The sequence below is a fragment of the Rhodococcus sp. IEGM 1409 genome (genome assembly GCF_030056735.1).
Lineage (GTDB): Bacteria > Actinomycetota > Actinomycetes > Mycobacteriales > Mycobacteriaceae > Rhodococcus_F.
Genome location: NZ_JASHKN010000017.1, coordinates 46,354 through 68,535, shown reverse-complemented (window position 1 = coordinate 68,535; position 22,182 = coordinate 46,354). Strand labels below are relative to the sequence as shown.

Genomic DNA, 22,182 nt, shown 5'->3' with positions numbered 1-22,182 from the left:
GCTGGCTCACATTACGCTTCGGTCAGGTATGTAGTCCAGATCCTCGATCAGGCGCGCAAATGAGCTAGAACTGCCAAAACACGACGATGCCCACTTTCGGAAGCCGACAGGCCGAGTTTCGCGAAGATATTTCCTATGTGCTTGCTCACAGCAGTGTCGCTGACGACCAATTTCCTGGCGATTTCCTGATTTCCCAGCCCCTCTGCCATCAGTCCGAGGACCTCGGACTCGCGTGGGGTCAGTGATCTGATCGGATCGTCGGCGCGTCGACGGCTCATCAGTTGGGATACGACCTCGGGATCCATCACGGTTCCGCCGTCGACGACCCGGTTCAACGCGTCGACGAACTCGGCTACCTTGCCGACCCGTTCCTTGAGCAGGTAGCCGACGCCACCGGCGCCGCCTGCCAACAATTCACCGGCGTAGCGATCCTCGACGTACGCAGAAAGGACGAGGACGGGAAAGCCCGGGCGAAGCTTGCGCACCTCGATCGCCGCTCGAAGTCCCTCGTTGGTGAAAGTAGGAGGCATCCGGACATCGAGCACCGCGGCGTCGGGGGCGGTCTCCTCGAACACCGCAAGGAACTGTGTGGCATCGGAGACGGCAGACACCTCGAATCCCTCTCCGCGAAGCAGCAGTGCCAGCCCTTCGCGCAGGAGAGCGTCGTCTTCGGCAATCAGAATCCGCACGGTAGTTCCACCCTCATCGTTGTCGGTCCACCCTCCGGGCTCTCCAGTGCGGCGGTTCCTTCGAAAGCCTCGACCCGGCGCCGGATGCCCGCCACGCCGCCGCCCGGCCGTTCGTTCGCGCCGCCGTGACCGTCGTCGATCACGTCGATGAGCATCGTCTCACCCAACGAGTCGGTGGACGTCTCCGTCCTTGCAGTGACGGTGACGCTGTGCGCTCCGCTGTGTTTTGCGACGTTGGTCAGAGCCTCCGCGACGACAAAATACGCGGCAGCCTCGACGGCGGCCGGGGCACGGCGGAGATCGTCGATCTCGAGCACACAGGGCACGCTGGAGCGACCGGCGAGCGCGGAGATCGCGCCCTCGAGACCGAGCTCGTCGAGGATCGGCGGATAGATGTCGTGCACCAACGTCCGGAGTTCACTCAACGCCTCCGTTGCAGCATCTTGCGCCCGATGCAGTTGTGGCAGAGCCTGGTCCGGGTTGATCTGCAACGACCGCTCCGCCATTCCCAGCATCATCACCACCGCGACCAGACGGTTCTGCGCGCCGTCATGCAGATCGCGCTCGATGCGCTTGAGTTCGGCCGAATGCGCGTCCAGCGCCGCAGCTCGGCTGGCCGTCAGGGCGGTGACGCGCTTCGAGAGGTCCGAACGCGTGTCCGGCGCAAGCAAAGTCGTGGTAGACCAGCTGATCCACTTCGCCATCGCGGGGATCAACCACCACGCGATCAGGAAGTACAGGATGCCGATCAACGGCATTCCCGCAGCGCCCAACCACGACGTCACGGGGTACGGGTTGTTGACGGGTTCGCCCGCGGGCATCTGCTGCCAGTACAGCGGGACGGCAATCGCATTGAGTGCACCGAGTGGCAGCGCAATTGTCAGCATCGCCGCGACGAAAGCACCCAGACCATGAATCGACAACCAGGCCGCGTCGCGCCTCGTCGACTGATCGGTGAGGAACCGGCGCCAGTCCCCGAATGTCGGATTGCTCGGCATCGGCGGATATCGCTGCAGAACAGGGCGCCCGGTGTACGCAGCAGTGCGCTTGCGAGCCAGGCCGGCCCACCACCGGAGCACTCTCACGTACGACGGCAACAGCAACCAGCCGACGATCAAAATCGAGAGCGACAACAGAATGAGACCGACCATCAACAAGAACAAAGAGACCACAGCTGCCGCACCCTCGACGAGCACGTACACCGCAGCCCTGGTTCTCTTCTTCACTGCCCCAGCATGCCGCACCGCACCGCACGATCCACTACAGCTGGCTACACCATTGATTCGGGACTCTGCTGGATGTCGACGAATGCCGAATCTCCATAGCGTTCTTCCCATGAAGAATCGACACTCGGTCCTCACCTCGCCGGCTCCTGGTGCCACGGCCGCTCGAACATCTGCCGTGCGACTCGAAGGCGTCAGTAAGGTCTACGGCAACGGCCGCGGCGCCGTGACCGCCCTCGACAACATCAGCCTCACTCTGCCGCGCAGCACCTTCACCGCCGTGATGGGCCCGTCCGGATCAGGTAAGAGCACTTTCCTGCACTGCGCCGCGGGCCTCGACCGACCGAGCAGCGGATCGGTGTGGCTGGGAGACACCGAGATCTCACAGCTGAAGCCGAAGGCTCGCAGCATCTTCCGGCGCGACCACATCGGTTTCGTCTTCCAGGCCTACAACCTGCTCGGCGCTCTCGACGTCGAGCAGAACGTCACGCTCCCCCTACTCCTCGCCGGACGACGAGCCGACAAGCAGTACCTGACCTTCGTCCTCGAATCCGTCGGGCTCGGATCGCACCGAAAGCGCAAGCCCTCCGAACTGTCCGGCGGCCAGCAGCAACGCGTCGCCATCGCGCGCGCCCTCGTCACCCACCCCGACGCACTCTTTGCCGACGAACCGACAGGCGCCCTCGACTCCCGCAGCGCCAAGCAGGTTCTCGAGTTGCTGCGCCGGACTGCCGCCGAGTTCGACCAGACCATCGTCATGGTCACGCACGATCCGGTGGCCGCGTCGTACGCCGATCGCGTGCTGTTCCTCGCCGACGGGAAACTGGTCGGACACATCGACCGCCCGACGCCGCAGCAGATCGCCGAACGCATGACACACCTCGGGGACTGGTGATGATGAAAGCGCACACTTTTGCCCATCTGAAAGCGCACCGCTCCGGATTCGTCGCCGTGTTCGTCTCCGTGTTCTGCGCGGCTCTCCTCACCTGTGGTTTGGGTGTACTGCTGGAATCAGGAGTGCGAGGCGGAGTCTCACCGCATCTCTACGCTGGTGCCGACGCCGTAGTCAGCGCGCCGCAGGCACTCGTCGTCACGGAAGACGCCGATCAGCCTTTTGCCGAGCGAGTTCTCCTCGACGGTGATGCGGTCCGCAAGCTCGAGGCACTCGATGTCACGGTGGTTCCCGACATCTCCGTCCCCGTCAGCACCGCTGAGGGCGTCGTACTCGACGCACATCCTTGGAACACAGCACAATTGGCGCCGTACTCGCTCGCCGAGGGCCGCGCTCCGCAGAGCCGCGACGAGGTGGTCTCGACCACCGGCGCCGCGCTCGGCCAGCGAATCACGCTGGCTCATGGCGGCATGGTGGACGAATACACCGTCGTCGGCACAGCAGATTCGTCTTCGGTGCCGTCGCCCGACCGTCCCGCACTGGTCTTCCTCGACGACGAAGAGGCCGACCGGTTGTGGCCGCACCAGAACTCGGTCACCGCAGTCGGATTGATCGCTCCCGAAGGCGTGAATGCCGCCGCTCTCGCTCGCGACGCACTCGCTGGGACCGGCGCCGAGGTCTCGACCGGCACCGCACGCGGAGGCATCGAATTCCTCGACGCCGGTGCTGCGCGGACTCAGTTGATCGTGCTCTGCGCCTCGTTTGCGGGTCTTGCATTGATGGTCAGCATGTTCGTCGTTTCCAGCACGCTGTCACTCTCGATCAACGCCAGGCGCCGAGAGTTCGCTCTGCTACGGGCAATCGGAGCCACCTCTCGGCAAGTCCACGTCATGATCGGGCGCGAAGTGCTGCTCGTTGCTGCAGCTGCTGCGGCCCTCGGCGCGGTGCCCGGATACCTGCTCGCCCGAGTTCTGGGCGCACAGTTCGCCGATGCCGGGGTCATGCCCACAGATTTCGCGTTGGCGTACAGCCCCCTTCCGGCGATCGCGGCATTCCTGATCTGCGTACTCACTGCCCGCGCGGCAGCTGCGATCGCTGCCCGTCGGCCGGCAAAGCTCGACCCCGTCGAGGCACTCCGCGAATCCGAAAGCGGCCCGGCGAAACTGGGCCGCGGACGCATCATCACCGGGCTGATCTTCGGCGCCGCCGGCCTCAGCGCGTGCATCCTCCCAGCCTTCCTGCCCGGCAGCGTGGCAGCCGCCGGAGCCGGTTCGAGCGCACTGTTGTTGATCTTCTCGGTCGCGCTGCTCGGCCCGTTGCTGGTGCGCGGCATCATCAAGGTCCTCGGCGGCCCGCTGCGCCGTAGCCGCTCGGCGTCGAAGGTTCTCGCTGCCGCCAACGCCGAATCCAACTCGAGGCGACTCTCGTCGGCCGTTGTTCCCTTGGCTCTCGCAATCGCACTGGGCTCGGTGCAGTTCTTCAGTCAGAGCACCGTCGCAGCCGAGGCGACCAACCAGTCGATCAAAGGCGTCACCGCAGACCTGATCGTCGGCGCTCCGGCCGGTATCGCTCCCTCGCTCCTCGACTCGATTGCAGCGGTGCCCGGTGTGAGTGCGGCCAACCCCGTGGTGCGTAGCCAGGTCTTACCGGTACCGAGTGGTGAGGAAGGCGGCTCAGCCGACAGTGCGATCGCGGCCCAGGGCATCGACGCCGCCAGTGCCGACGCGACCCTCGATCTCGCGGTGACCGAAGGCGACCTGAGCGCTCTGACCGGCGATACCCTTGCCGTGAGCGAAGACGGCGCCTTCACACTCGGGGCCAAGGTTGGCCAGCGCGTCGACCTCTATCTGGGTGACGGAACACTGGTGCATCCGATGGTCGTCGCAAAATACGGTCGCGGCCTCGGATTCGGGGACGTGACCATGCCGATCGAGACTTTGCGTCAGCACTCCACCGACGCCCTGATCGACACCGTTCTGGTTACTGCCGAACCCGGACGGTCGGCTGAAGTTCAGCAGTCGTTGCAGTCCTTCCCGTCGATCGCCGCGATGAACCAGGACCAGTTCGGGGCCGCAGGCGAAGATCAGCGGCGTATGCAGTCGTGGGTCAGCATCCTCGCCGTCCTCGTCCTGCTCGGTTATCTGGCCGTCGCCGTCGTGAACACTCTGGTCGCCGCCACGGCCGAGCGTTCCCGCGAGTTCGCGCTCCTGCAGCTGGTGGGTTCGCGAACGAAGCAGGTCCGAGCGATGATGCGCATCGAATCGTTGATGGTGGTGGGAATCGCCGTCGTGGTCGGATCGCTGATCGCCCTGCCGCCGCTGATGGGCATCGCCGTGGCGGTGTCCGGGCAGCCGATCCCGGCGATCTCACCGGTGATCTACGGTTCCATCGTCGCCGTGACCGCTGTTCTCGGGTTTGTCTCCATCGCGATCCCGACTCGCGCCGCCCTGCGCAAGAACCCGATGGACGGTGTCCGCAAGAACTGAGTGCCACTACCGTCGTCATCTATGGATGCGGCCGCCTGGGACAAGAAGTACGAAGAATCCGAGCTCGTCTGGGGCGCTCCTCCCAACGAACTACTGGTGGAATACGCAACGGCCCTCCCCCACGGCCAGGCACTGGACCTGGCGTGTGGCGAGGGCCGTAACGCGTTGTGGCTCGCAACCCGCGGTTGGGAGGTCACCGGCATCGACTACTCGGCCGTGGCGATCGAGAAAGCTCGCACGATCGCGGCCCGCTCACCCCGATCGGTCCTCGACCGGCTCGACTACCGATGTGGAGACGTCACCGCCACGGACTACGCCCCCGGAAACGGGCATGACTACGACTTGGCACTGCTTCTTTACCTTCATCTGCCCGCACCACAACGCACCCTGGTTGTGAACCGTGCCATAAATTCTCTGAAACCTGACGGAATCCTCATGATTTTGGGTCACGACCGAAGCAATATCGACTACGGCGTCGGCGGACCGCAAGATCCCGAAATCCTTTACACACCAGAAGAATTGATGCAAGAGTTCCGCGGAAAGCTCAAGTTCGAGATCGCCGGAAATCCCCACAGGCACACCGAAACGGGAATCGCGATCGACGCGCTTGTCATCGGACGCAAATCCGGTGTTGGCAATGCAAAGAACGGCTAGTAACATGTATTAAGTTACCGACGAGTAATAAACTTCGGGCGGTACTAGGAGTGCTGGACCGCACCACCTCACTGGGAGAAGCAGAAGACATGGGCCATTACAAGAGCAACGTTCGGGACCTGGAGTTCAACCTCTTCGAGGTTCTCGGACTGGAAAAGCCGCTGAGCGAAGGCGCTTGGGGCGACCTGGACGCCGACACCGTCCGCAACATGCTGGCCGAGGTCGCGCGTCTGGCCGAGGGCCCTCTTGCCGAGGCGTTCGCAGACACCGACCGCAAGCCGCCTGTCTTCGATCCGGAGACCCACGAGGCGACGCTCCCGGAGTCCTTCAAGAAGTCCTTCAAGTCGATGTGGGACGCCGAGTGGTACCGGATGGGCCTGAGCGAAGAAATCGGTGGCGTACCGGTTCCCCGCTCCGTCGTGTGGGCAATCTCTGAAATGCTCCTCGGCTCTCAGCCCGCAGCATTCATGTACCAGGCCGGACCCTCGTTTGCCGACGTGCTGTTCCACAACGGCACCGAAGAGCAGAAGAAGTGGGCCGCCACCGCCGTCGAACGCGGATGGGGTGCCACCATGGTCCTCACCGAGCCCGACGCCGGATCCGACGTCGGCGCAGGCCGCACCAAGGCCATCAAGCAGGACGACGGCTCCTGGCACATCGAAGGCGTCAAGCGCTTCATCACGTCCGCAACCTCGGATGACCTGTTCGAAAACATCTTCCACCTGGTTCTCGCACGCCCCGAAGGCGCCGGACCCGGCACCAAGGGCCTGAGCCTGTTCTTCGTCCCGAAGACTCACTTCGACTTCGAGACCGAAACCCTCGGCGAGCGCAACGGCGTTTTCGTCACCAACGTCGAGCACAAGATGGGTCTCAAAGCGTCCACCACCTGTGAGCTCACCTTCGGTGGCCACGGCGTCCCCGCACAGGGCTGGTTGGTCGGCGACGTCCACAACGGCATCGCGCAGATGTTCGACGTCATCGAGCACGCTCGAATGATGGTGGGCACCAAGGCGATCTCCACCCTCTCGACCGGTTACCTCAACGCACTGGACTACGCCAAGCAGCGTGTGCAGGGTGCCGACCTGACCCAGATGACCAACAAGGCGGCACCGCGCGTCAGCATCACGCATCACCCCGACGTGCGTCGCAGCCTGGCAATGCAGAAGGCATACGCCGAAGGCCTGCGTGCGGTATACCTCTACACCGCAGCGCACCAGGACGAGGTTGTCGCCCAACATGTCTCGGGCGCAGACAAGGACACCGCGTTCCGCGTCAACGACCTGCTGCTCCCGATCGTCAAGGGCGTCGGCTCCGAGCGTGCGTACCAGTACCTGACGGACAGCCTGCAGACCCTCGGCGGCTCCGGCTTCCTGCAGGACTACCCGATCGAGCAGTACATCCGCGACTCCAAGATCGACTCGCTGTACGAAGGCACCACGGCCATCCAGGCTCAGGACTTCTTCTTCCGCAAGATCGCCCGTGACCGCGGCGTCGCGCTCGCTCACGTTGCCGGACAGATCAAGACCTTCATCGACAGCGAAGCCGGCAACGGCCGTCTGAAGGCGGAGCGCGCACTGCTCGCCACCGCACTCGAAGACGTCCAGGCCATGGCCGCCACGCTCACCGGCTTCCTCATGGGAGCTCAGGAGCAGCCCACCGAGCTGTACAAGGTCGGCCTCGGCTCCGTCCGCTTCCTGATGTCCGTCGGCGACCTGCTCATCGGCTGGCAGCTGCTCCGTCAGTCCGAGATCGCTCTCGCAGCACTCGACAACGGCGCTTCCGACAAGGACAAGAGCTTCTACGAGGGCAAGGTCGCCATCGCGTCCTTCTTCGCCAAGAACGTCCTGCCGGAGCTCACCGCTTCGCGTGAGATCGTCGCGAACACCGAGAACGACATCATGGAGATCGACGAAGCAGCATTCTGATTCGTTCCTGATTCATGAAAAGTGCCGGTCCCGAGAATGTTTCGGGGCCGGCATTTTTGTTGTCAGCGCTCGATGTCGTCTGCGATCATCTGCGCTCGACAGCCGGACAACTGATCTGCGCGGACAGTACGGAACTCGTCGGTTGTTCGCCGGGTCGTGCCGCCGTTCCCGCCAGGGAAAGCGCCACACGCCTGCGATCTGGAGAACTGACTATTTCGATGGACTTGTCGTCGACGCCGCCGAAGGAGACGAACTGTCCGCTCTGATCCGAGAACTTCATGATCGCCGCCCCGTGCTGACCCAGTTCCGGTTTTTCGTTCACGTAGACCTGCAACTGGAAATCACGTCCCGGATATTCGCCGCCGCCGTCGTATTCGTAGAAGGAACTGGTGTGCACCTCGTAGGCCCACTGACGGTGCCCGGCAGGCAGCGAATCCGCCCAGTTGTGCTCGAAACACGTGACGGATCCGGGCAGCGAGACACTGGCTGCGCCGGTCCACCCACCGGTCAGGGTGATCGCTCCATAGGGCGCTGCTTCGGACTCGGGCCCTTCGGAAGGCAAGGGCGGCAACGTCAACGGTCCGACATTGCGACCGGTGAACTCGAAAAGCCTCTCGCTGGACACGAACGGGGGCGACTCGCGCTCACCGGCGCAGGAGACAACCGACAGGGCGGCCATGACAAGCAACACGCACATACCGCGTCTACGAACCGGCACCTCTATTCCCCTCATTCCGTTTCCAACAGAATACATACCGTTCGGTCTCCAAGTTCCCGAATGTGTCCGACACATCCCATTCGTGGGACCGCTCGCCCCTTGACGATGTGATTGGGTGAGCACGAACGTCCACTGAACCAGCACTCGGTTCTTTCGAAGGCCGAGTAGATCAACAGACAGGTGATCATCGTGGTCGCACCAGAGCACGCACAACCCGATTACGCCCCCGACCTGGCATTGACTGCCACGGACTTGGCGCTCGACGGCCCATGGGGGCCGGTGTTCGGACACGTCAATCTCGAAATTCGTGCGGGCGGTGTGACCATCCTCGAAGGTTCGGCCGGTTCAGGACGTACGTCCTTACTTCTGACACTCAGCGGGCGAATGAAAGCCAGTTCCGGATCGCTCTCCGTCTTCGGTCGAACCCGTCCCCGTGAGATCTTCGAGATCGCCTCGATCGCCGGGTTCGAGGACATCGACGAGCTTGCCGAGTCCGTCACCGTCCGCGATCTGATCACCGAGCAGATCCGTTGGGACGCACCCTGGTACAAGCTCATCGGACGTGCCGGGGATCGAGAACTCGAAGCGGTGTGTGCTCCCGTATTCGGCGATCATCCGTTGCCTGCACTCGGCCGATACGTCAGCGACCTCGGCGAACTCGAGGCGACCCTGCTGCGCATCGCGGTCGCGAACACGAAGAAGCCGGCTCTGCTGGTCGTCGACGATCTCGAACAGGTGCGGCGTGACTCCGAGCGCGCATATCTCGTCGAGCGACTCGTCGAGATGGGGAGCTACCAGACCATCATCGCGTCGACCGTCAACCCGCTGCCTGACGGATCACCCATCGATGCCGTCACCTTGCTCCAAGAAGTCACCAATCCCGACCAAGAAGGGGCGAGGTAACCGCGATGCTCGCTGGAATGTCTCTCGGAACCGAACTCAAGCGGTTCTCCCGCGGCGCGATGCCCAGGATCGCACTTGTCACCATCATCTTGATGCCGCTCCTGTACGGCGCGATGTACTTGTGGGCCTTCTGGAATCCGTTCGGTGAGGTGAACAAAGTCCCCGTCGCGCTGGTCAACACCGACCGTGGCGCGATGGTCCAGGGGCAGGAACTCAACGCGGGCGACGAGGTAAGCCAAGCGTTGCTCGATTCCGGTGAGCTCGATCTCCACCTGGTCTCACAGCAGGAAGCCGCACAGGGAGTTTCGGACGGCACGTACTACTTCTCTCTCACTCTGCCCGAGAATTTCAGCGAGGCCGTTGCCTCCCCGACGTCCAAGGACCCCCACAAAGCGCAGTTGCAGTTCACCTTCAACGACGTCAACAACTATCTCGGTACCATCATCGGTCAAAATGCCGCCCAGCAGGTCCTCAGCCAAGTCAGCGACAAGATCGGCGCGCAGTCGGTCGAGACGGTTCTGGTCGGATTGACCGACGCGGGTGCAGGTTTGAAGCAGGCTGCCGACGGAGCGCTCCAGCTCTCGGCCGGAGTGAACACGGCCAATGCCGGAGCCGGCGAATTGGCGTCGGGCTCGAAAACGCTGGCCGACAACATGGTCACCGCACGTGACGGTGCAGCCACCCTTGCCGGCGGTACGGCGCAACTCTCGACTGGTATCAACACCGCCACGGACGGTGTCCTCGCACTGACCGACGGTTTGGGTCAACTCGATCTCGGAGCTGTCCAACTGGGCGACGGCGCAAGCCAACTCAGTGGTGGCGTCACCCAGGTCGTCGACCAGCTGAGCGTCCTCGGGAACACACAAGCAGACGTCGCACAGCTGGTCGGGCAGGCAGTGGCCAGCCTTCGGCTGAACCCGGATCCCGTCAGCCAACAGATCGCCAATGCCCTCGCACCTGCCCAAGACATGCTGCGCACTCAGGGTTTCGGTGAAGCGACCATGGGCCAACTGGGCGAACTCGAGAGCGGTGCACAACAACTCGCTTACCAACTCGACGATCCGTCGAGCACCTTCCGAGCCGGGCTGAATGCCGCGGCAAACGGCGGCGGTGAACTCCGCAACGGTCTGGTGCAGCTGCGTGACGGCGGTCAACAAGTCAACGACGGAGCTCAAACCCTCAGTAGTGGACTGGTTCAACTCACCGACGGCAGCGTCCAACTCTCCGACGGTGCGGCCAAACTTGCAGACGGCACCGAGCAACTTCGTGCCGGATCCTCCGAACTCGCAACCAAACTCACCGAGGGCGCCGGCCAGATTCCCAGTTGGACCGATCAGCAGCGAACCGCAACCGCTCAAACCCTCTCCAGCCCGGTCGAACTGCAGGAAACTTACGAGAACCGGGCAAGCACCTTCGGCACCGGTTTTGCTCCGTTCTTCCTGCCTCTCGCGCTGTTCGTGGGAGGCATCATCACCTGGATGCTGCTCAAGCCGCTCCAGAACCGGCCCATCGCAAACGGGCTCGGCGCGCTGCGGGTAGTCCTCGCCTCGTACTGGCCGGCATTGCTCATCGGCATCTGCCAGGTAATCGTGATGTACCTGGTCGTGCACTTCGCCGTCGGCCTGCACCCCACGCACGCCCTCGGTACCGTCGGGTTCCTGATGCTCATCACTGCTACCTACATGGCGTTGATCCAGGCATTCAACGCCGTCTTCGGGGTATCCGTCGGACGCGTGATCACCCTGGCCTTCCTGATGCTGCAACTGGTTTCGGCCGGCGGCATCTATCCCGTCGAAACCACCGCGAAACCGTTCCAGATCATCCACCCGTTCGACCCGATGACCTACGCGGTGAACGGGCTACGACAACTCACAGTGGGAGGTATCGACTCGAGGCTGTGGGTCTCGATCGCCGTCCTCGGTGGCCTTCTCGTCGCCTCACTCGGCGCCAGTTCACTTGCTGCACGCCGAAATCGGCAATGGACCATGGACAGGTTGCATCCACCGATCGAGGTCTAGGTCCAGCTCTCGGGCCAAGGCTCCACGGTCAGCGCAGGCCATTCCCTACGCCACCGTGCCGCCTTGGCCTCGTACACCTCTCTCGGTGCGAGCACCGGGTTGGGGCGGACGATCATGTCGAAAAGATCGCCGTACCCGTGCGGGGCATACACGTCCACGGTGCCGTCCGATGCCTTGGTGATCCCGAAACAGCAGGTTGTGGAAGCGAAGTGGTCGATAGCGTCTCGGCAACTGGTGAACGGAACGCCAGGAATCCCGAAATGCTGCTCGTACCACAGGTGCACGCGGGCTTCATTGCGCACTTCGATATCGGCATCCACATCGGCGAACAGTTCTGCGGCCGAACGAATTACGCGATCTTCCGCTTCGTAGCTCAGATCGTCGGCGTCGAAATAGAAGAGGTCGTAGTCCTTGATCCCGGCCCCGGGGTCACGACCGTCGATGTGATTCCAGACGGTGTGAAAAAGCCCGCCCGCCGTCAGGTACCACTCAGCCAACTCCAACTTCGGCGCCCGATCCACGATCGTTGCGACCACAGGATTGGCCAGGGCGATCTCGAGAAATCGTTCACGCATACCGTCAGCCTTCCATATGACAAGCAAACTTGACATCGCGTGACAAGTATTCTTTACTTTTCCCATGACTGGAAAGGCTGGCGACAACAACGTGCGGGAGCACCGACGCCTCGCCGGCCTCACCCAGGCACAACTGGCCACAGCAGGCCAAGTGAGCAGACAGAGCATCGTCTCCGTCGAACGCGGCGACTACGCACCGAGCGTCTACCTGGCACTTCGCCTGGCACTGGCGCTGGGGGCCACCGTCGAAGCACTCTTCCCCCTACCCGAATCGGAACTCATCACAGAAATTCCAGAGGAGACGGCATGAGCACCATCATGAAGGCAATGCGGTTCGTCGGAGATCTGGACGACGACTTCTACAAGGACGAGCGTCAGCGCGACGTCTGGAACGAAGCCTCGGCGGTTGGGTTCCAATTCGCCTACTGGATCACGTTGATCGCAGCGGCAGTTCTTCCGTGGGTTGCCGGACGAACCGGCGCATGGATTTCATTGGGACTGGTCATCGGATGGTTTATCTGCTCGATGGTGGTGCTCCGCTACGCGCAGGCTCACGACGTCGACGTCTACACAAGCATGAAGGGTCTCCAGCCCCGATCTCTCGTGGCTGGATCCGTCTATCTGATCGCATTGATCGGCGTCGTCGCCCAACTCGTAACTCGCCCGGGCGACGGAATCGCGACCTGGGCCGGCGCTGGAGTCGGTGCACTCGTCGGCGCCACAGCCGCCATCCTGGGCGTAAAGCACCACCAGCAGCGTGCCAAGCGTCGCGAAGCGGCCGAAGAACTTCTCTGAATTGCGGAAGTCTGCCCAGCACAACGGAATCCATAGAGTTGGTAAAATCGTGCCAGGTCAACCGATCGCGAGTAACGTCGAAACGGTGAGCACTCGCCTCGGATACCAGATGCCCAACTTCAGCTACGGCGGTCCGGTCAAGGACCTCTTCCCCACCGTCATAGCGCAGGCCCGCGAAGCCGAAGCCGCAGGCTTCGACACTGCATTCGTGATGGATCACTTCTACCAACTCCCCGGAATCGGAGCGCCGGACGCCCCGATGCTCGAGGCCTACTCGGCGCTCTCCGCGCTGGCGACGGCCACCGAGACCATCCAGTTGTCTGCACTGGTCACGGGAAACACCTACCGCAATCCGCCCATGCTTGCCAAGACCGTCACCACCCTCGACGTGGTGAGCGGCGGTCGGGCCATTCTCGGCATCGGCGCCGGTTGGTTCGAACTCGAACACAATTCGTTCGGATACGAGTTCGGAACATTCACCGAACGCTTCCAGAAACTCGACGAAGCACTGCAGATCATCGCGCCGATGCTCCGCGGTGAGCGTCCCACCTTCGACGGCAAGTGGTACCACGTCAACGACGCCATCAACGAGCCCCGCGTCCGCGACGACTTGCCGATCCTGCTCGGCGGCGGCGGCGAGAAGAAGACGTTCGGGCTCGCCGCTCGCTTCGCGGATCACCTCAACATCATCTGTGACCCGTCGGAACTGCCGCGCAAGATGGAAGCACTTGCGGCGCGCTGCGACGAAGCCGGCCGCGACCCCGCAACCCTCGAGACCAGCTTCCTGACGTTCATGATGATCGACGAGGACGGCGACAAGGCTCGCGCGCATCAGCGAACATTCCTCGCGGAACGTGGTCTCGACATCACCACAGCGCCGGAAGACGTTGTCGCCAAAGCCACCGAACGTCATTTCGTCGGCAGCCCGGACGACGTCGCCGAGCAGGTTCAGACACGCATCCTCGACCACGGCATCGACGGCGTCGTGATCAACCTGATCACCAACGGCGAAGAGCCAGGCATCGTCGACCTCGCGGGCCGCACCCTCGGCCCACTCGTCGGCAAGTAGTTCCCTACTCGCACTTCACGATCGGCACCGGGTCGTACTTGACGGTCCGGGTGTTCGAGGAAATCTCGGCGCCACTCGCGTGGTCGGTGATCACGCGAGTGTCGCTGACCGTGAATCCGGGCGCACCGCTCGAAGCCACACAGCCAGGCCCCTCCGGCAACGTCACGGTGTTCGGTGACGTCGGCGACGTACGCGGGCCCGTCGTCGAAGCGACATCGACGGTTTTGGTTCCCCAGATCCGAACGGTGATGTTCGACGACGTCGCAATCGTCTCGATCATCACGCCGGTCTTCGCCGGATTACGGAACTGCAGGTCGATCGCACCGTCGAAGATGGTCGCCTCACGAGCCTCGGGGTACCGCGAGATGTAGTAGCTGTGCTCGGTATGTGCAACGTCGTCCATGCCTGCGAAGTACGTTGCGTTGTAGAGCGTCGTCGCAAGCTGACTGATACCGCCGCCGACGGCCTTGTCCGGGCGACCGTTGTTGATGATCCCCGACTCGACGTATCCCTGAGCGGCACCGCGCGGACCGGTGTATTCGTTGAGCGAGAACGTATCTCCGGGCTTGATGACCGCACCGTCGATCTCCGACGCAGCCAGACCGATGTTGACACCGGACGCGTATTCGAAACCACCGGTGGTGAATTCGCCGATCACCTCATTGATGCCGAGTGCGTCCGCGGCTTCGGTGGTCAATGCCGGTGGGACCGGACCGTACACGGCAGGGGTTGCCCGAGAAGCCGTGCTGCCCAGCAGAACCGGAAGTTCCTTGACCGTGTCCGGCCAGTTGATCAGGTCACCGACAACACCAGGCACAACCGTCGGCTTACCACCGGCGAAGGTGAACGACGCGTCCTTGGGTTGTACTTCCGTCGACACCAACTGCGGAGTCAGAATCTTGATCGCGGCATCCGTGTTGTACTGCGGGGTCAGCCCACCGGAAGCATCCGGAGTGAAGGTCAAGACCTCGGCGATCTGGTCGACGCCGAGCGTCGCGACCTTGCCGTCACGGCCGTTGACCACGACGTCACCCGAGACGGCCGGAATAGCGATCTCCTGCAGTGCGCGATCGACACCGGCCTGAGTGACGGTGACCGGCACTTCGTCGACCGGAAGATCGACGATGCCACCGTCAGACCACTCCGCGGCGAACGTGGCGCCCGCCTTCTGCGCTTCGAGCGCCTGGCCGGCTGCGGGTGAAACACCCGTCGCCTTCCCGTCCTCGAATACGACTGCGCCTTCGACGGGTGCACGATCGCTGTTCGCAGCAAGCTGCGACATCGAGGCGTCCAACGCCCCCTGGTCGACGGTCGACACGACCGGAACCTCGCGAGAGCCGAAGAACGACGTGATGCGGGTGATCGGGTTGATGGGCTGAGCGTTCACACCGGACAACGTGGCCGACCAGTCGACGTCTACACCCGCAGACGCGGGAACGATCTCGGAGTCGACGCCGCCGGCATGTACGGCTACGGGTTCGACAAGTCTTGGGCCGAGTTCGGCGCGCAGCGTGGTTTCCGCGTCGGCGGGCGTGAGATCACCGATGTCGACCCCGGCGACCTGCGTGCCTCGGGGTGTTTTCCCCGACGACGTGAAGATGTCCACCCCGTAGGCAATCGCTGCAACGGCAAAGATGGCGCCGACCGCTATCGCCGGCTTGACCCACTTGCGGGAAGAAGCCGGAGCGGGCGCCACTGGTTGTTGCGGTGGCGGGGGTGCAACTACCTCTGATTCGCGGACAACAGGCTCGTACTGCTGCTGGATGGGTTCGAATTGCTGGGTGTCGTACTGCTGCACGAACTCGGGGCGCGGCGGCTTCGGGGGAACCACCACTGCCGGGGGCTCGAACTGCTGTGTCTGCTCGTCGCTGGCTTCGGTCGCCGGAGCCGAGTCGACTACTTCCGTCGGCGGTGCGTCGTCGGCCGGGACGACGGGGATGACGGTGGTGACTTCGTTTGCCGATTCGTCGTCGGTCAGTTCGTTGTCGGACAGCTCGTCGACAGTTGGTTCGGTGGAAGCAACTTCTTCGTCCAGCGCTGGTTCGTCGACGGTCGCTTCTGTGGAATCGATTGCGTCTTCGTCGACAGGCTTCGGTGCTTCGACCGGTTCAGGCTCTGCTGATTCAAGCTCTACTGATTCAGCCTCGACGACTGGCTCGGTGTCCTCAGCGGTCTGGGGTTCCTCGACCGACTCGGTCTCTTCGACCGACTCGAGCGCCTGCTCTGGGAGGGACGAGTCCTCGTTGTTCGTCTTCTCGACGGACGGACCCTCTTCGTCACTCACCTGTTGGCTCCTCGCTGCATCAACCGTCGCTGCGGCGCTCACCGACAACTCATTACAGGATATCCGGACATACGAGAGCCCCGCGCTGCTGCCAGGTCGGGGGTCAGGCAGCAACACGGGGCTGTCATGAATATCGGTAGCTATTCTGCAGCGTTACACGCCTTCGCGAAAAAGTTTGCAAAGAGTTCGAGGATCCGGCCACCCCTCGTGGCCGGATCCCCGATTACGCATCCCCTCGCGCCGATCACTGCAGGTGAGCGCAGTTTTCACGCACGTGGGGAGATTGTGGAGCGATTACCGCTCGATAATCGCCGTGACACCCTGGCCGCCGGCGGCACAGATCGAGATCAGGCCGCGGCCCGAACCCTTTTCGGCGAGCATCTTGGCGAGGGAAGCGACGATACGTCCGCCGGTTGCCGCGAACGGGTGACCTGCAGCCAAGGACGATCCGTTGACATTGAGCTTGCTTCGGTCGATCGAGCCCAGTGCGCCGTCGAGGCCGAGGCGTTCCTTGCAGTACTCGTCGGATTCGAAAGCCTGCAGGGTTGCGAGAACCACCGAAGCGAAGGCTTCGTGGATCTCGTAGTAATCGAAGTCCTGCAAGGTGAGACCGTTGCGGGCCAGCAAACGCGGGATCGCGTAGGTGGGAGCCATGAGCAGCCCGTCCTTGCCGTGGACGTAGTCGACGGCAGCGGTTTCGGAATCGACGAGGTGCGCCAGAACCGGAAGATTACGCTCGGCTGCCCACTCGTCGGTGGAGAGGAGCACTGCCGAAGCACCGTCGGTGAGCGGCGTCGAGTTGCCGGCAGTCATCGTCGCATCGCCGAGCTTGGTGCCGAACACCGGCTTGAGCGTCGACAGCTTCTCGACGGTCGAACCAGGACGGAGGTTGTCGTCGCGGGTCAGACCGAGGAACGGGGTGACGAGGTCGTCGAAGAAACCGCGGTCGTAGGCAGCTGCCATGTTCTTGTGGCTGGCAGCGGCAAGTTCGTCCTGGTCCTCGCGCTTCACACCGAATTCCTTGGCGGTGATCGCAGCGTGGTCACCCATCGACTTGCCGGTGCGGGGCTCGCCGTTGCGCGGAATTTCGAGGCCGAGCATGCCCGCACGGACATTGCCGAGCAGCTTGATGCGGTCGCCCGTGGACTTCGCGCGGTTGAGGGAGAGCAGGAACTCGCGTGCCTGATCGTTGACGCCGATCGGAGCATCGGACGTGGTGTCCGTGCCGCCACCGATGCCGGAATCGATGCGGCCGGCCGAAATGGCGTCGCCGACGGCGATGATCGACTGCAGTCCGGTGCCACACGCTTGCTGAAGGTCGTACGCCGACGTGTACGGGCTCAGCGCGCTGCCGAGAACGGACTCGCGAATGAGATTGAAATCACGGCTGTGCTTGAGCACCGCACCGCCGACGACCATGCCGAGCTTCTCGCCCTGCAGATTGAATCGGCTCACCAGACCGTCGAGCGTCGCAGTGAACATGTCCTGGTTGGACGCCTGTGCGTACGCCTTGTCCGAGCGTGCGAACGGAATGCGATTTCCGCCGACGATCGCAACCGGACGGCGCTGACCTGCGGACTTCGCAGCGGCTGCGGCCGGTGCAGTGCGAGGTGCGGCGGGCTTTGCATTTGAACGGGCTTTGCTTGTCACTTGCGTCTCCAAGGATGGTGCGATTACCTGTTGAAGACTATTCTTACTCAGTAGTAAGTTACTTGTCTATCGCCGCATTCTTCCGATTGCCCGGTGAGAGACAACCCGAAACACAACAGAAGGTAGGACCGTGGCAGCCAGCAAGGGAGCTCCCGACCTCTATTCACAGTTCCTCTCGTCCGCCCCCGGCGCATTCATCGCGTCGAAGGCCGGCCTGCCCAGGCCCGAGAACCTGCGTCGCTACAAAGCAGGGGAACCAGCACTCGCCGGACCAGTCCTCATCGGCGGCAAGGGTCGGCTCGCAGAACCACTGCGCGTACTGCTCTCCGACTACCCCGCGGCTCAGGCGCACGACAGCAGCTTCGGCGGACTCGTGTTCGACGCCACCGGAATCACTCAGGTCAGCGAGCTCGAGCAGCTGTTCGAGTTCTTCCAGCCCGTGATCCGCAACCTCGCACCGTCGGCTCGCGTCGTCGTTCTCGGCACGACGCCGGAAGAAACGTCGAGCGTCGACGAGCATGTCGCACAGCGCGCCCTCGAAGGCTTCACCCGCAGCGTCGGCAAGGAGATCAAGCGCGGCTCCACCGCTCAGCTGGTCTACGTCTCCCCCAAGGCTTCCACTGGACTTTCCGGCGTGGAATCGACTCTGCGCTTTCTTCTTTCGGCCAAGTCCGCCTTCGTTGACGGCCAGGTCATCGTCGTCGGTGCTGAAGATTCCGTCGCGCCCGCGAGCTGGGACAAGCCGCTCGAAGGAAAGGTTGCCGTCGTCACCGGCGCAGCCCGCGGCATCGGCGCCACCATCGCCGAGGTGCTTGCCCGCGACGGCGCGCACGTCGTGTGCGCTGACATCCCGGCCGCCGGCGAAGCACTGTCCGAGACCGCGAACAAGGTCGGCGGCACGTCCCTCGCCCTCGACGTCACGGCAGCCGACGCAGCCGAGGTCCTCGCAGCTCATCTCCTCGAGCGTCACGGCGGAGCCGACATCATCGTCCACAACGCAGGCATCACCCGCGACAAGACCCTCGCCAACATGGACGAGGGTCGCTGGAACATGGTCATGAACGTCAATCTTCTTGCACCGCAGAAGATCACCGAGCACCTCGTCGAGAAGGGCGCCCTCAAGGAAGGCGGCCGCGTCGTCGACGTCTCCTCCATCGCCGGCATCGCGGGCAACCGCGGCCAGACCAACTACGGCACCTCCAAGGCCGGCGTCATCGGCCTCGTTCACGCCGAAGCTCCGGTCCTGGCGAAGAAGAACATCACCATCAACGCCGTCGCGCCGGGCTTCATCGAGACGGCCATGACCGCAGCCATCCCCTTCGCCACCCGCGAAGCCGGCCGTCGCATGAGCTCGCTCTTGCAGGGCGGCGAGACCGTCGACGTCGCAGAGACCGTCGCATACTTCGCAAGCCCGGCCTCCAATGCCGTTACGGGACAGGTCGTTCGCGTCTGTGGCCAGAGCCTTCTGGGCGCATGATGGCAACAAAGACCGTCGCGCTCACCGAGCAGCCGAAGACCCTCGACATCTACTCCCGCGCGGTCCTGGGATTGTTGCCGTGGAACAAGTCCCACTCGCGCTCGGTGCCACAGCAGACCTTCACCCTCACCGGACTGAAGGTCGACACCGACAATCTGGCGGCGTACTGCCGCGTGACCGGACTGCGGTTCGGCGACACTCAGCCGATCACCTATCCCTTCACCTTGGCCTTCCCGACGGTGATGAAGCTGATGGTGTCGAAGGACTTCCCCTTCGCCGCCGTCGGTTCCGTTCACGCCGAGAACGTCATCGAATCGCTGCGGCCCATCTCCGTCAGCGAACCGCTGGACCTCTCGGTGCATGCCGAGAACCTGCGTGAGCACCGCAAGGGCCTGCTGATCGACGTGGTCACCGAAATTCGGGTGGGACGGGAACTTGTCTGGCGACAGACCTCGAGCTTCCTGAACCAGCAAAAGACCTCGCTGTCCGGCCAGCCCGGACCGGAACCCAAGGCTGACGAGGTCCCGCCGATGCCGATGAGCACCATCCGCGTCGACCAGACCACGATCAGCAAGTACGCCGCGGTCTCCGGCGACCGCAATCCGATCCACGTCTCGTCTCTGGGCGCCAAGGCTTTCGGTTTTCCGAAGACCATTGCTCACGGAATGTGGAGTGCCGCAGCCCTTCTGCGGACCGTCGAGGGTTCCGTCGCGGACAAGGTCACGTACAGCGTGCGTTTCGGCAAGCCGATCCTGCTGCCGGCGACGCTGAATGCCTACGCCGACCGCACCGATGGCGGCTGGGATCTGTCGCTGCGTCACCCGAAGAAGGGTTACCCGCACGTCACTGCGACGCTGCGCTGACCTAGGTTTTGTCGGGTTTCCTACCCACCCCAATTGAGCGAACGTACCTTTCGGCGCCTTGGATGCGCTGAAAGGTACGTTCGCTCAGATTGGTTTTTGGGGGGCTATTCGGACTTCTTCTTGCCCGACAGACCGCGCCACGCGAGGGATTCGAGTAGGTCCGCTGCGGCATCCACTTCGATTTCCCCACCCGCGACTCGGTCGGCTACTGCCTCACCGGCGCCGACGAGCGCGATGGCGATGATCCCGTAATCGTGCGCGGCATCAGGATCCTTGGTGCTGGACTCGAGCAGATGCGCGGTCAACTCGATCAACCGATCACGACTGGACTGCACGGTTCCCGCAAAAGCCTGCTGCCCGACGGCCTGACGATAAAGCACCATCCACGACTTGCGGTTCGCGCCCACGAACCCGAGGAATCCCTCGAGAGCGGCACGCAATTGTTCACGCGGAGTCAGGTTGGGCGCGCCGGCCGGGGCGAGTGCTTCGAGGAAGCGGAGTCCTTCACGATGAATGCACGCGGCGAACAGCTCTTCCTTCGAGCCGTAGTACAGATACAGCATCGGCTTCGAGATCTCAGCTTTGGCCGCGATGGTGTCCATCGAAGTTTCGTGAAACCCCCTGTCGGAGAACACGTCCACAGCTGCGTCGAGCATCTGCTGCTCACGCACTGCGCGTGGCAGTCGCTTGGTACCGCCGGCCATGCTTCCTCCAACCACAGGGTAAATGTCGATCTTACTCTACGGTAAGATTGTGCGTCGAATCGCACCTTCGACTCAGCAGGTCACGGCACCTTTGGCCGCGGCAACCGTGACGACAGCCTGATCGACTCGAGCCTGCGGAAGCGCACCCGACGCGACGGCCTGCTCGAGATGGTCGAGAACCCGCGGCACGTCGTCGGTGGTCAGCCACAATGCCTGATCGACTCCTGCCGCAAGTGCAGCCTGAACCGCGTCGGCAATATCGTATCGGTCGGTGATCGCCTGCATACCGCTGAGGTCGTCGGTGAATACCGGGCCGGTGAACGGCGCTGCGCCGTAACCCACTCCGTCGCGAAGCAACGAAACGGCGGCGGGGCTGATACTGGCAGGCGTACCGGGCTCGGTCAGACCGGGAACCTCGAGATGACCCATCATGACGCCGACTCCGGTCCCCGACAGTTCACGGAAGGGAATCAGGTCCGATGCGATCAGATCCTGCAGCGGAGGCGTCGTCACCTCACCCCGGTGCGAGTCACCCGACGCACTGCCATGCCCGGGAAAGTGCTTGATCACCGGGAAGATTCCGGCGTCGCGCATACCCTGCGCGTAGGCACCGGCGTAGGCAACCACGGTCTGGGGGTCGTCGGAGTACGAGCGGTCACCGATCACGGAGTCGTCTGGTTGACTGCTGACGTCGACGTCGGGTGCGTAGTTGACGGTGATCCCGAGATCCTTCAAACCGCGTCCACGCTCGAGCGCCATCTGGTACGTCTGTTCCACTGTCATGGTCTGCGCAGTTTCCCTGGCCGACGGATCGGGACCGAGGATGTCCGCGACGCGCGAAACCCGTCCGCCTTCCTCGTCGATCGTCACCATCAACGGCAACTTCGACGCCGAAGCAACCTGCGGCACTTCGCGATTGGTGAGCATCGACTGATCGGTCCAACTTCCGACGAAGATGCCGCCGATCTCCTCGTTCTGCACGATCGACAATGCGTCGTCAGTCCCGGTGACGCCGACGTTGAGCAGCTGGGCAAGTTTCTGACGCAGGGACAGTGAAGCCAGAAGGTCGCTACCGCACGACGCGGCGACGGGTACGGAGCTCGATGCCGCAGGCGTCGACGTGATCTCGGAGGTGGTGCTGGTCGGAGCGCTCGAAACAGGATCGGCGGTCCCGTTTTCGCCTGAGCATCCCGCAACCAACCCTCCACACAAAGCAATGGTCGTCGCAGCCTTCAGAAACTTGATCCGCATACCTCG

19 protein-coding genes are annotated in these 22,182 nt (G+C 63.2%); 11 read left to right on the top strand and 8 right to left on the bottom strand.

Annotated elements, in window-relative coordinates:
* Positions 1-47 precede the first annotated feature (47 nt).
* Positions 48-689, bottom strand: a complete 642-nt coding sequence (locus QM716_RS28930) for a response regulator transcription factor (protein ID WP_283307679.1) — start codon at positions 687-689, stop codon at positions 48-50.
* A complete protein-coding gene (locus tag QM716_RS28925) occupies positions 677-1,915 on the bottom strand; it encodes a sensor histidine kinase (RefSeq protein ID WP_283307678.1) in 1,239 nt (412 codons plus the stop codon). The genes QM716_RS28930 and QM716_RS28925 overlap by 13 nt, the downstream gene beginning before the upstream one ends.
* Positions 1,916-2,024: 109 nt before the next feature.
* Here QM716_RS28925 and QM716_RS28920 point away from each other — a divergent pair, with 109 nt between their 5' ends.
* The 4 genes from QM716_RS28920 to QM716_RS28905 all read left to right on the top strand — a co-directional run bounded on the left by QM716_RS28920 (position 2,025) and on the right by QM716_RS28905 (position 7,869).
* The gene (locus QM716_RS28920) at positions 2,025-2,807 is read left to right on the top strand and encodes an ABC transporter ATP-binding protein (RefSeq protein WP_283307677.1); all 783 of its coding nucleotides are present in this window, start codon (positions 2,025-2,027) and stop codon (positions 2,805-2,807) included.
* The gene (locus tag QM716_RS28915; RefSeq protein ID WP_283307676.1) at positions 2,807-5,290 is read left to right on the top strand and encodes an FtsX-like permease family protein; all 2,484 of its coding nucleotides are present in this window, start codon (positions 2,807-2,809) and stop codon (positions 5,288-5,290) included. Before QM716_RS28920 ends, QM716_RS28915 begins: the two co-directional genes overlap by 1 nt.
* 21 nt (positions 5,291-5,311) lie before the next feature.
* Positions 5,312-5,944: a class I SAM-dependent methyltransferase gene (locus QM716_RS28910; protein WP_283307675.1), complete on the top strand. Its 633-nt coding sequence runs from the start codon at positions 5,312-5,314 to the stop codon at positions 5,942-5,944.
* Positions 5,945-6,033: 89 nt separating this feature from the next.
* A complete protein-coding gene (locus QM716_RS28905) occupies positions 6,034-7,869 on the top strand; it encodes an acyl-CoA dehydrogenase (RefSeq protein ID WP_283307674.1) in 1,836 nt (611 codons plus the stop codon).
* An 85-nt stretch (positions 7,870-7,954) separates the two neighbouring features.
* Here QM716_RS28905 and QM716_RS28900 read toward each other — a convergent pair whose 3' ends face one another.
* Positions 7,955-8,602: a hypothetical protein gene (locus QM716_RS28900; RefSeq protein WP_283307673.1), complete on the bottom strand. Its 648-nt coding sequence runs from the start codon at positions 8,600-8,602 to the stop codon at positions 7,955-7,957.
* Positions 8,603-8,767: 165 nt separating this feature from the next.
* Here QM716_RS28900 and QM716_RS28895 point away from each other — a divergent pair, with 165 nt between their 5' ends.
* Entirely contained in the window at positions 8,768-9,490 is a 723-nt protein-coding gene (locus QM716_RS28895; protein ID WP_317551385.1) for an ATP-binding cassette domain-containing protein, read from the top strand.
* Between the two features lie 5 nt (positions 9,491-9,495).
* On the top strand, positions 9,496-11,508 hold the full coding sequence (locus tag QM716_RS28890; RefSeq protein WP_283307671.1) for a YhgE/Pip domain-containing protein: 2,013 nt from the start codon (positions 9,496-9,498) through the stop codon (positions 11,506-11,508).
* Here QM716_RS28890 and QM716_RS28885 read toward each other — a convergent pair.
* Positions 11,505-12,083 (bottom strand): nucleotidyltransferase family protein, encoded by a 579-nt coding sequence (locus QM716_RS28885; RefSeq protein WP_283307670.1) that lies wholly within the window; start codon positions 12,081-12,083, stop codon positions 11,505-11,507. The two genes, QM716_RS28890 and QM716_RS28885, sit on opposite strands and share 4 nt — an antisense overlap.
* A gap of 64 nt (positions 12,084-12,147) precedes the next feature.
* Between QM716_RS28885 and QM716_RS28880 the strand changes: the two genes are divergently transcribed.
* From QM716_RS28880 to QM716_RS28870, 3 genes are all read left to right on the top strand, one after another.
* Positions 12,148-12,393 carry a helix-turn-helix transcriptional regulator gene (locus tag QM716_RS28880; RefSeq protein ID WP_283307669.1) on the top strand — a complete coding sequence of 82 codons (246 nt, stop codon included), beginning with the start codon at positions 12,148-12,150 and terminating at the stop codon, positions 12,391-12,393.
* Positions 12,390-12,878 carry a hypothetical protein gene (locus QM716_RS28875; RefSeq protein ID WP_283307668.1) on the top strand — a complete coding sequence of 163 codons (489 nt, stop codon included), beginning with the start codon at positions 12,390-12,392 and terminating at the stop codon, positions 12,876-12,878. Before QM716_RS28880 ends, QM716_RS28875 begins: the two co-directional genes overlap by 4 nt.
* Before the next feature lie 85 nt (positions 12,879-12,963).
* Positions 12,964-13,947, top strand: a complete 984-nt coding sequence (locus QM716_RS28870) for an LLM class F420-dependent oxidoreductase (protein WP_283307667.1) — start codon at positions 12,964-12,966, stop codon at positions 13,945-13,947.
* Positions 13,948-13,951: 4 nt separating this feature from the next.
* On the opposite strand, the gene QM716_RS28865 is transcribed toward QM716_RS28870, so the two are convergent.
* The gene (locus QM716_RS28865) at positions 13,952-16,231 is read right to left on the bottom strand and encodes a VanW family protein (protein ID WP_283307666.1); all 2,280 of its coding nucleotides are present in this window, start codon (positions 16,229-16,231) and stop codon (positions 13,952-13,954) included.
* A 294-nt stretch (positions 16,232-16,525) separates the two neighbouring features.
* Positions 16,526-17,881: an acetyl-CoA C-acetyltransferase gene (locus tag QM716_RS28860; protein WP_021343064.1), complete on the bottom strand. Its 1,356-nt coding sequence runs from the start codon at positions 17,879-17,881 to the stop codon at positions 16,526-16,528.
* A gap of 130 nt (positions 17,882-18,011) precedes the next feature.
* Between QM716_RS28860 and QM716_RS28855 the strand changes: the two genes are divergently transcribed.
* Together QM716_RS28855 and QM716_RS28850 are read left to right on the top strand one after the other, a co-directional pair.
* The gene (locus QM716_RS28855) at positions 18,012-19,358 is read left to right on the top strand and encodes a 3-oxoacyl-ACP reductase (RefSeq protein ID WP_003945596.1); all 1,347 of its coding nucleotides are present in this window, start codon (positions 18,012-18,014) and stop codon (positions 19,356-19,358) included.
* Entirely contained in the window at positions 19,358-20,221 is an 864-nt protein-coding gene (locus QM716_RS28850; RefSeq protein ID WP_283307700.1) for a MaoC/PaaZ C-terminal domain-containing protein, read from the top strand. The genes QM716_RS28855 and QM716_RS28850 overlap by 1 nt, the downstream gene beginning before the upstream one ends.
* A 104-nt stretch (positions 20,222-20,325) precedes the next feature.
* Here QM716_RS28850 and QM716_RS28845 read toward each other — a convergent pair whose 3' ends face one another.
* Together QM716_RS28845 and QM716_RS28840 are read right to left on the bottom strand one after the other, a co-directional pair.
* A complete protein-coding gene (locus tag QM716_RS28845) occupies positions 20,326-20,925 on the bottom strand; it encodes a TetR/AcrR family transcriptional regulator (protein WP_003945885.1) in 600 nt (199 codons plus the stop codon).
* A 72-nt stretch (positions 20,926-20,997) separates the two neighbouring features.
* Entirely contained in the window at positions 20,998-22,176 is a 1,179-nt protein-coding gene (locus QM716_RS28840; RefSeq protein ID WP_283307665.1) for a glycoside hydrolase family 3 N-terminal domain-containing protein, read from the bottom strand.
* Positions 22,177-22,182 lie beyond the last annotated feature (6 nt).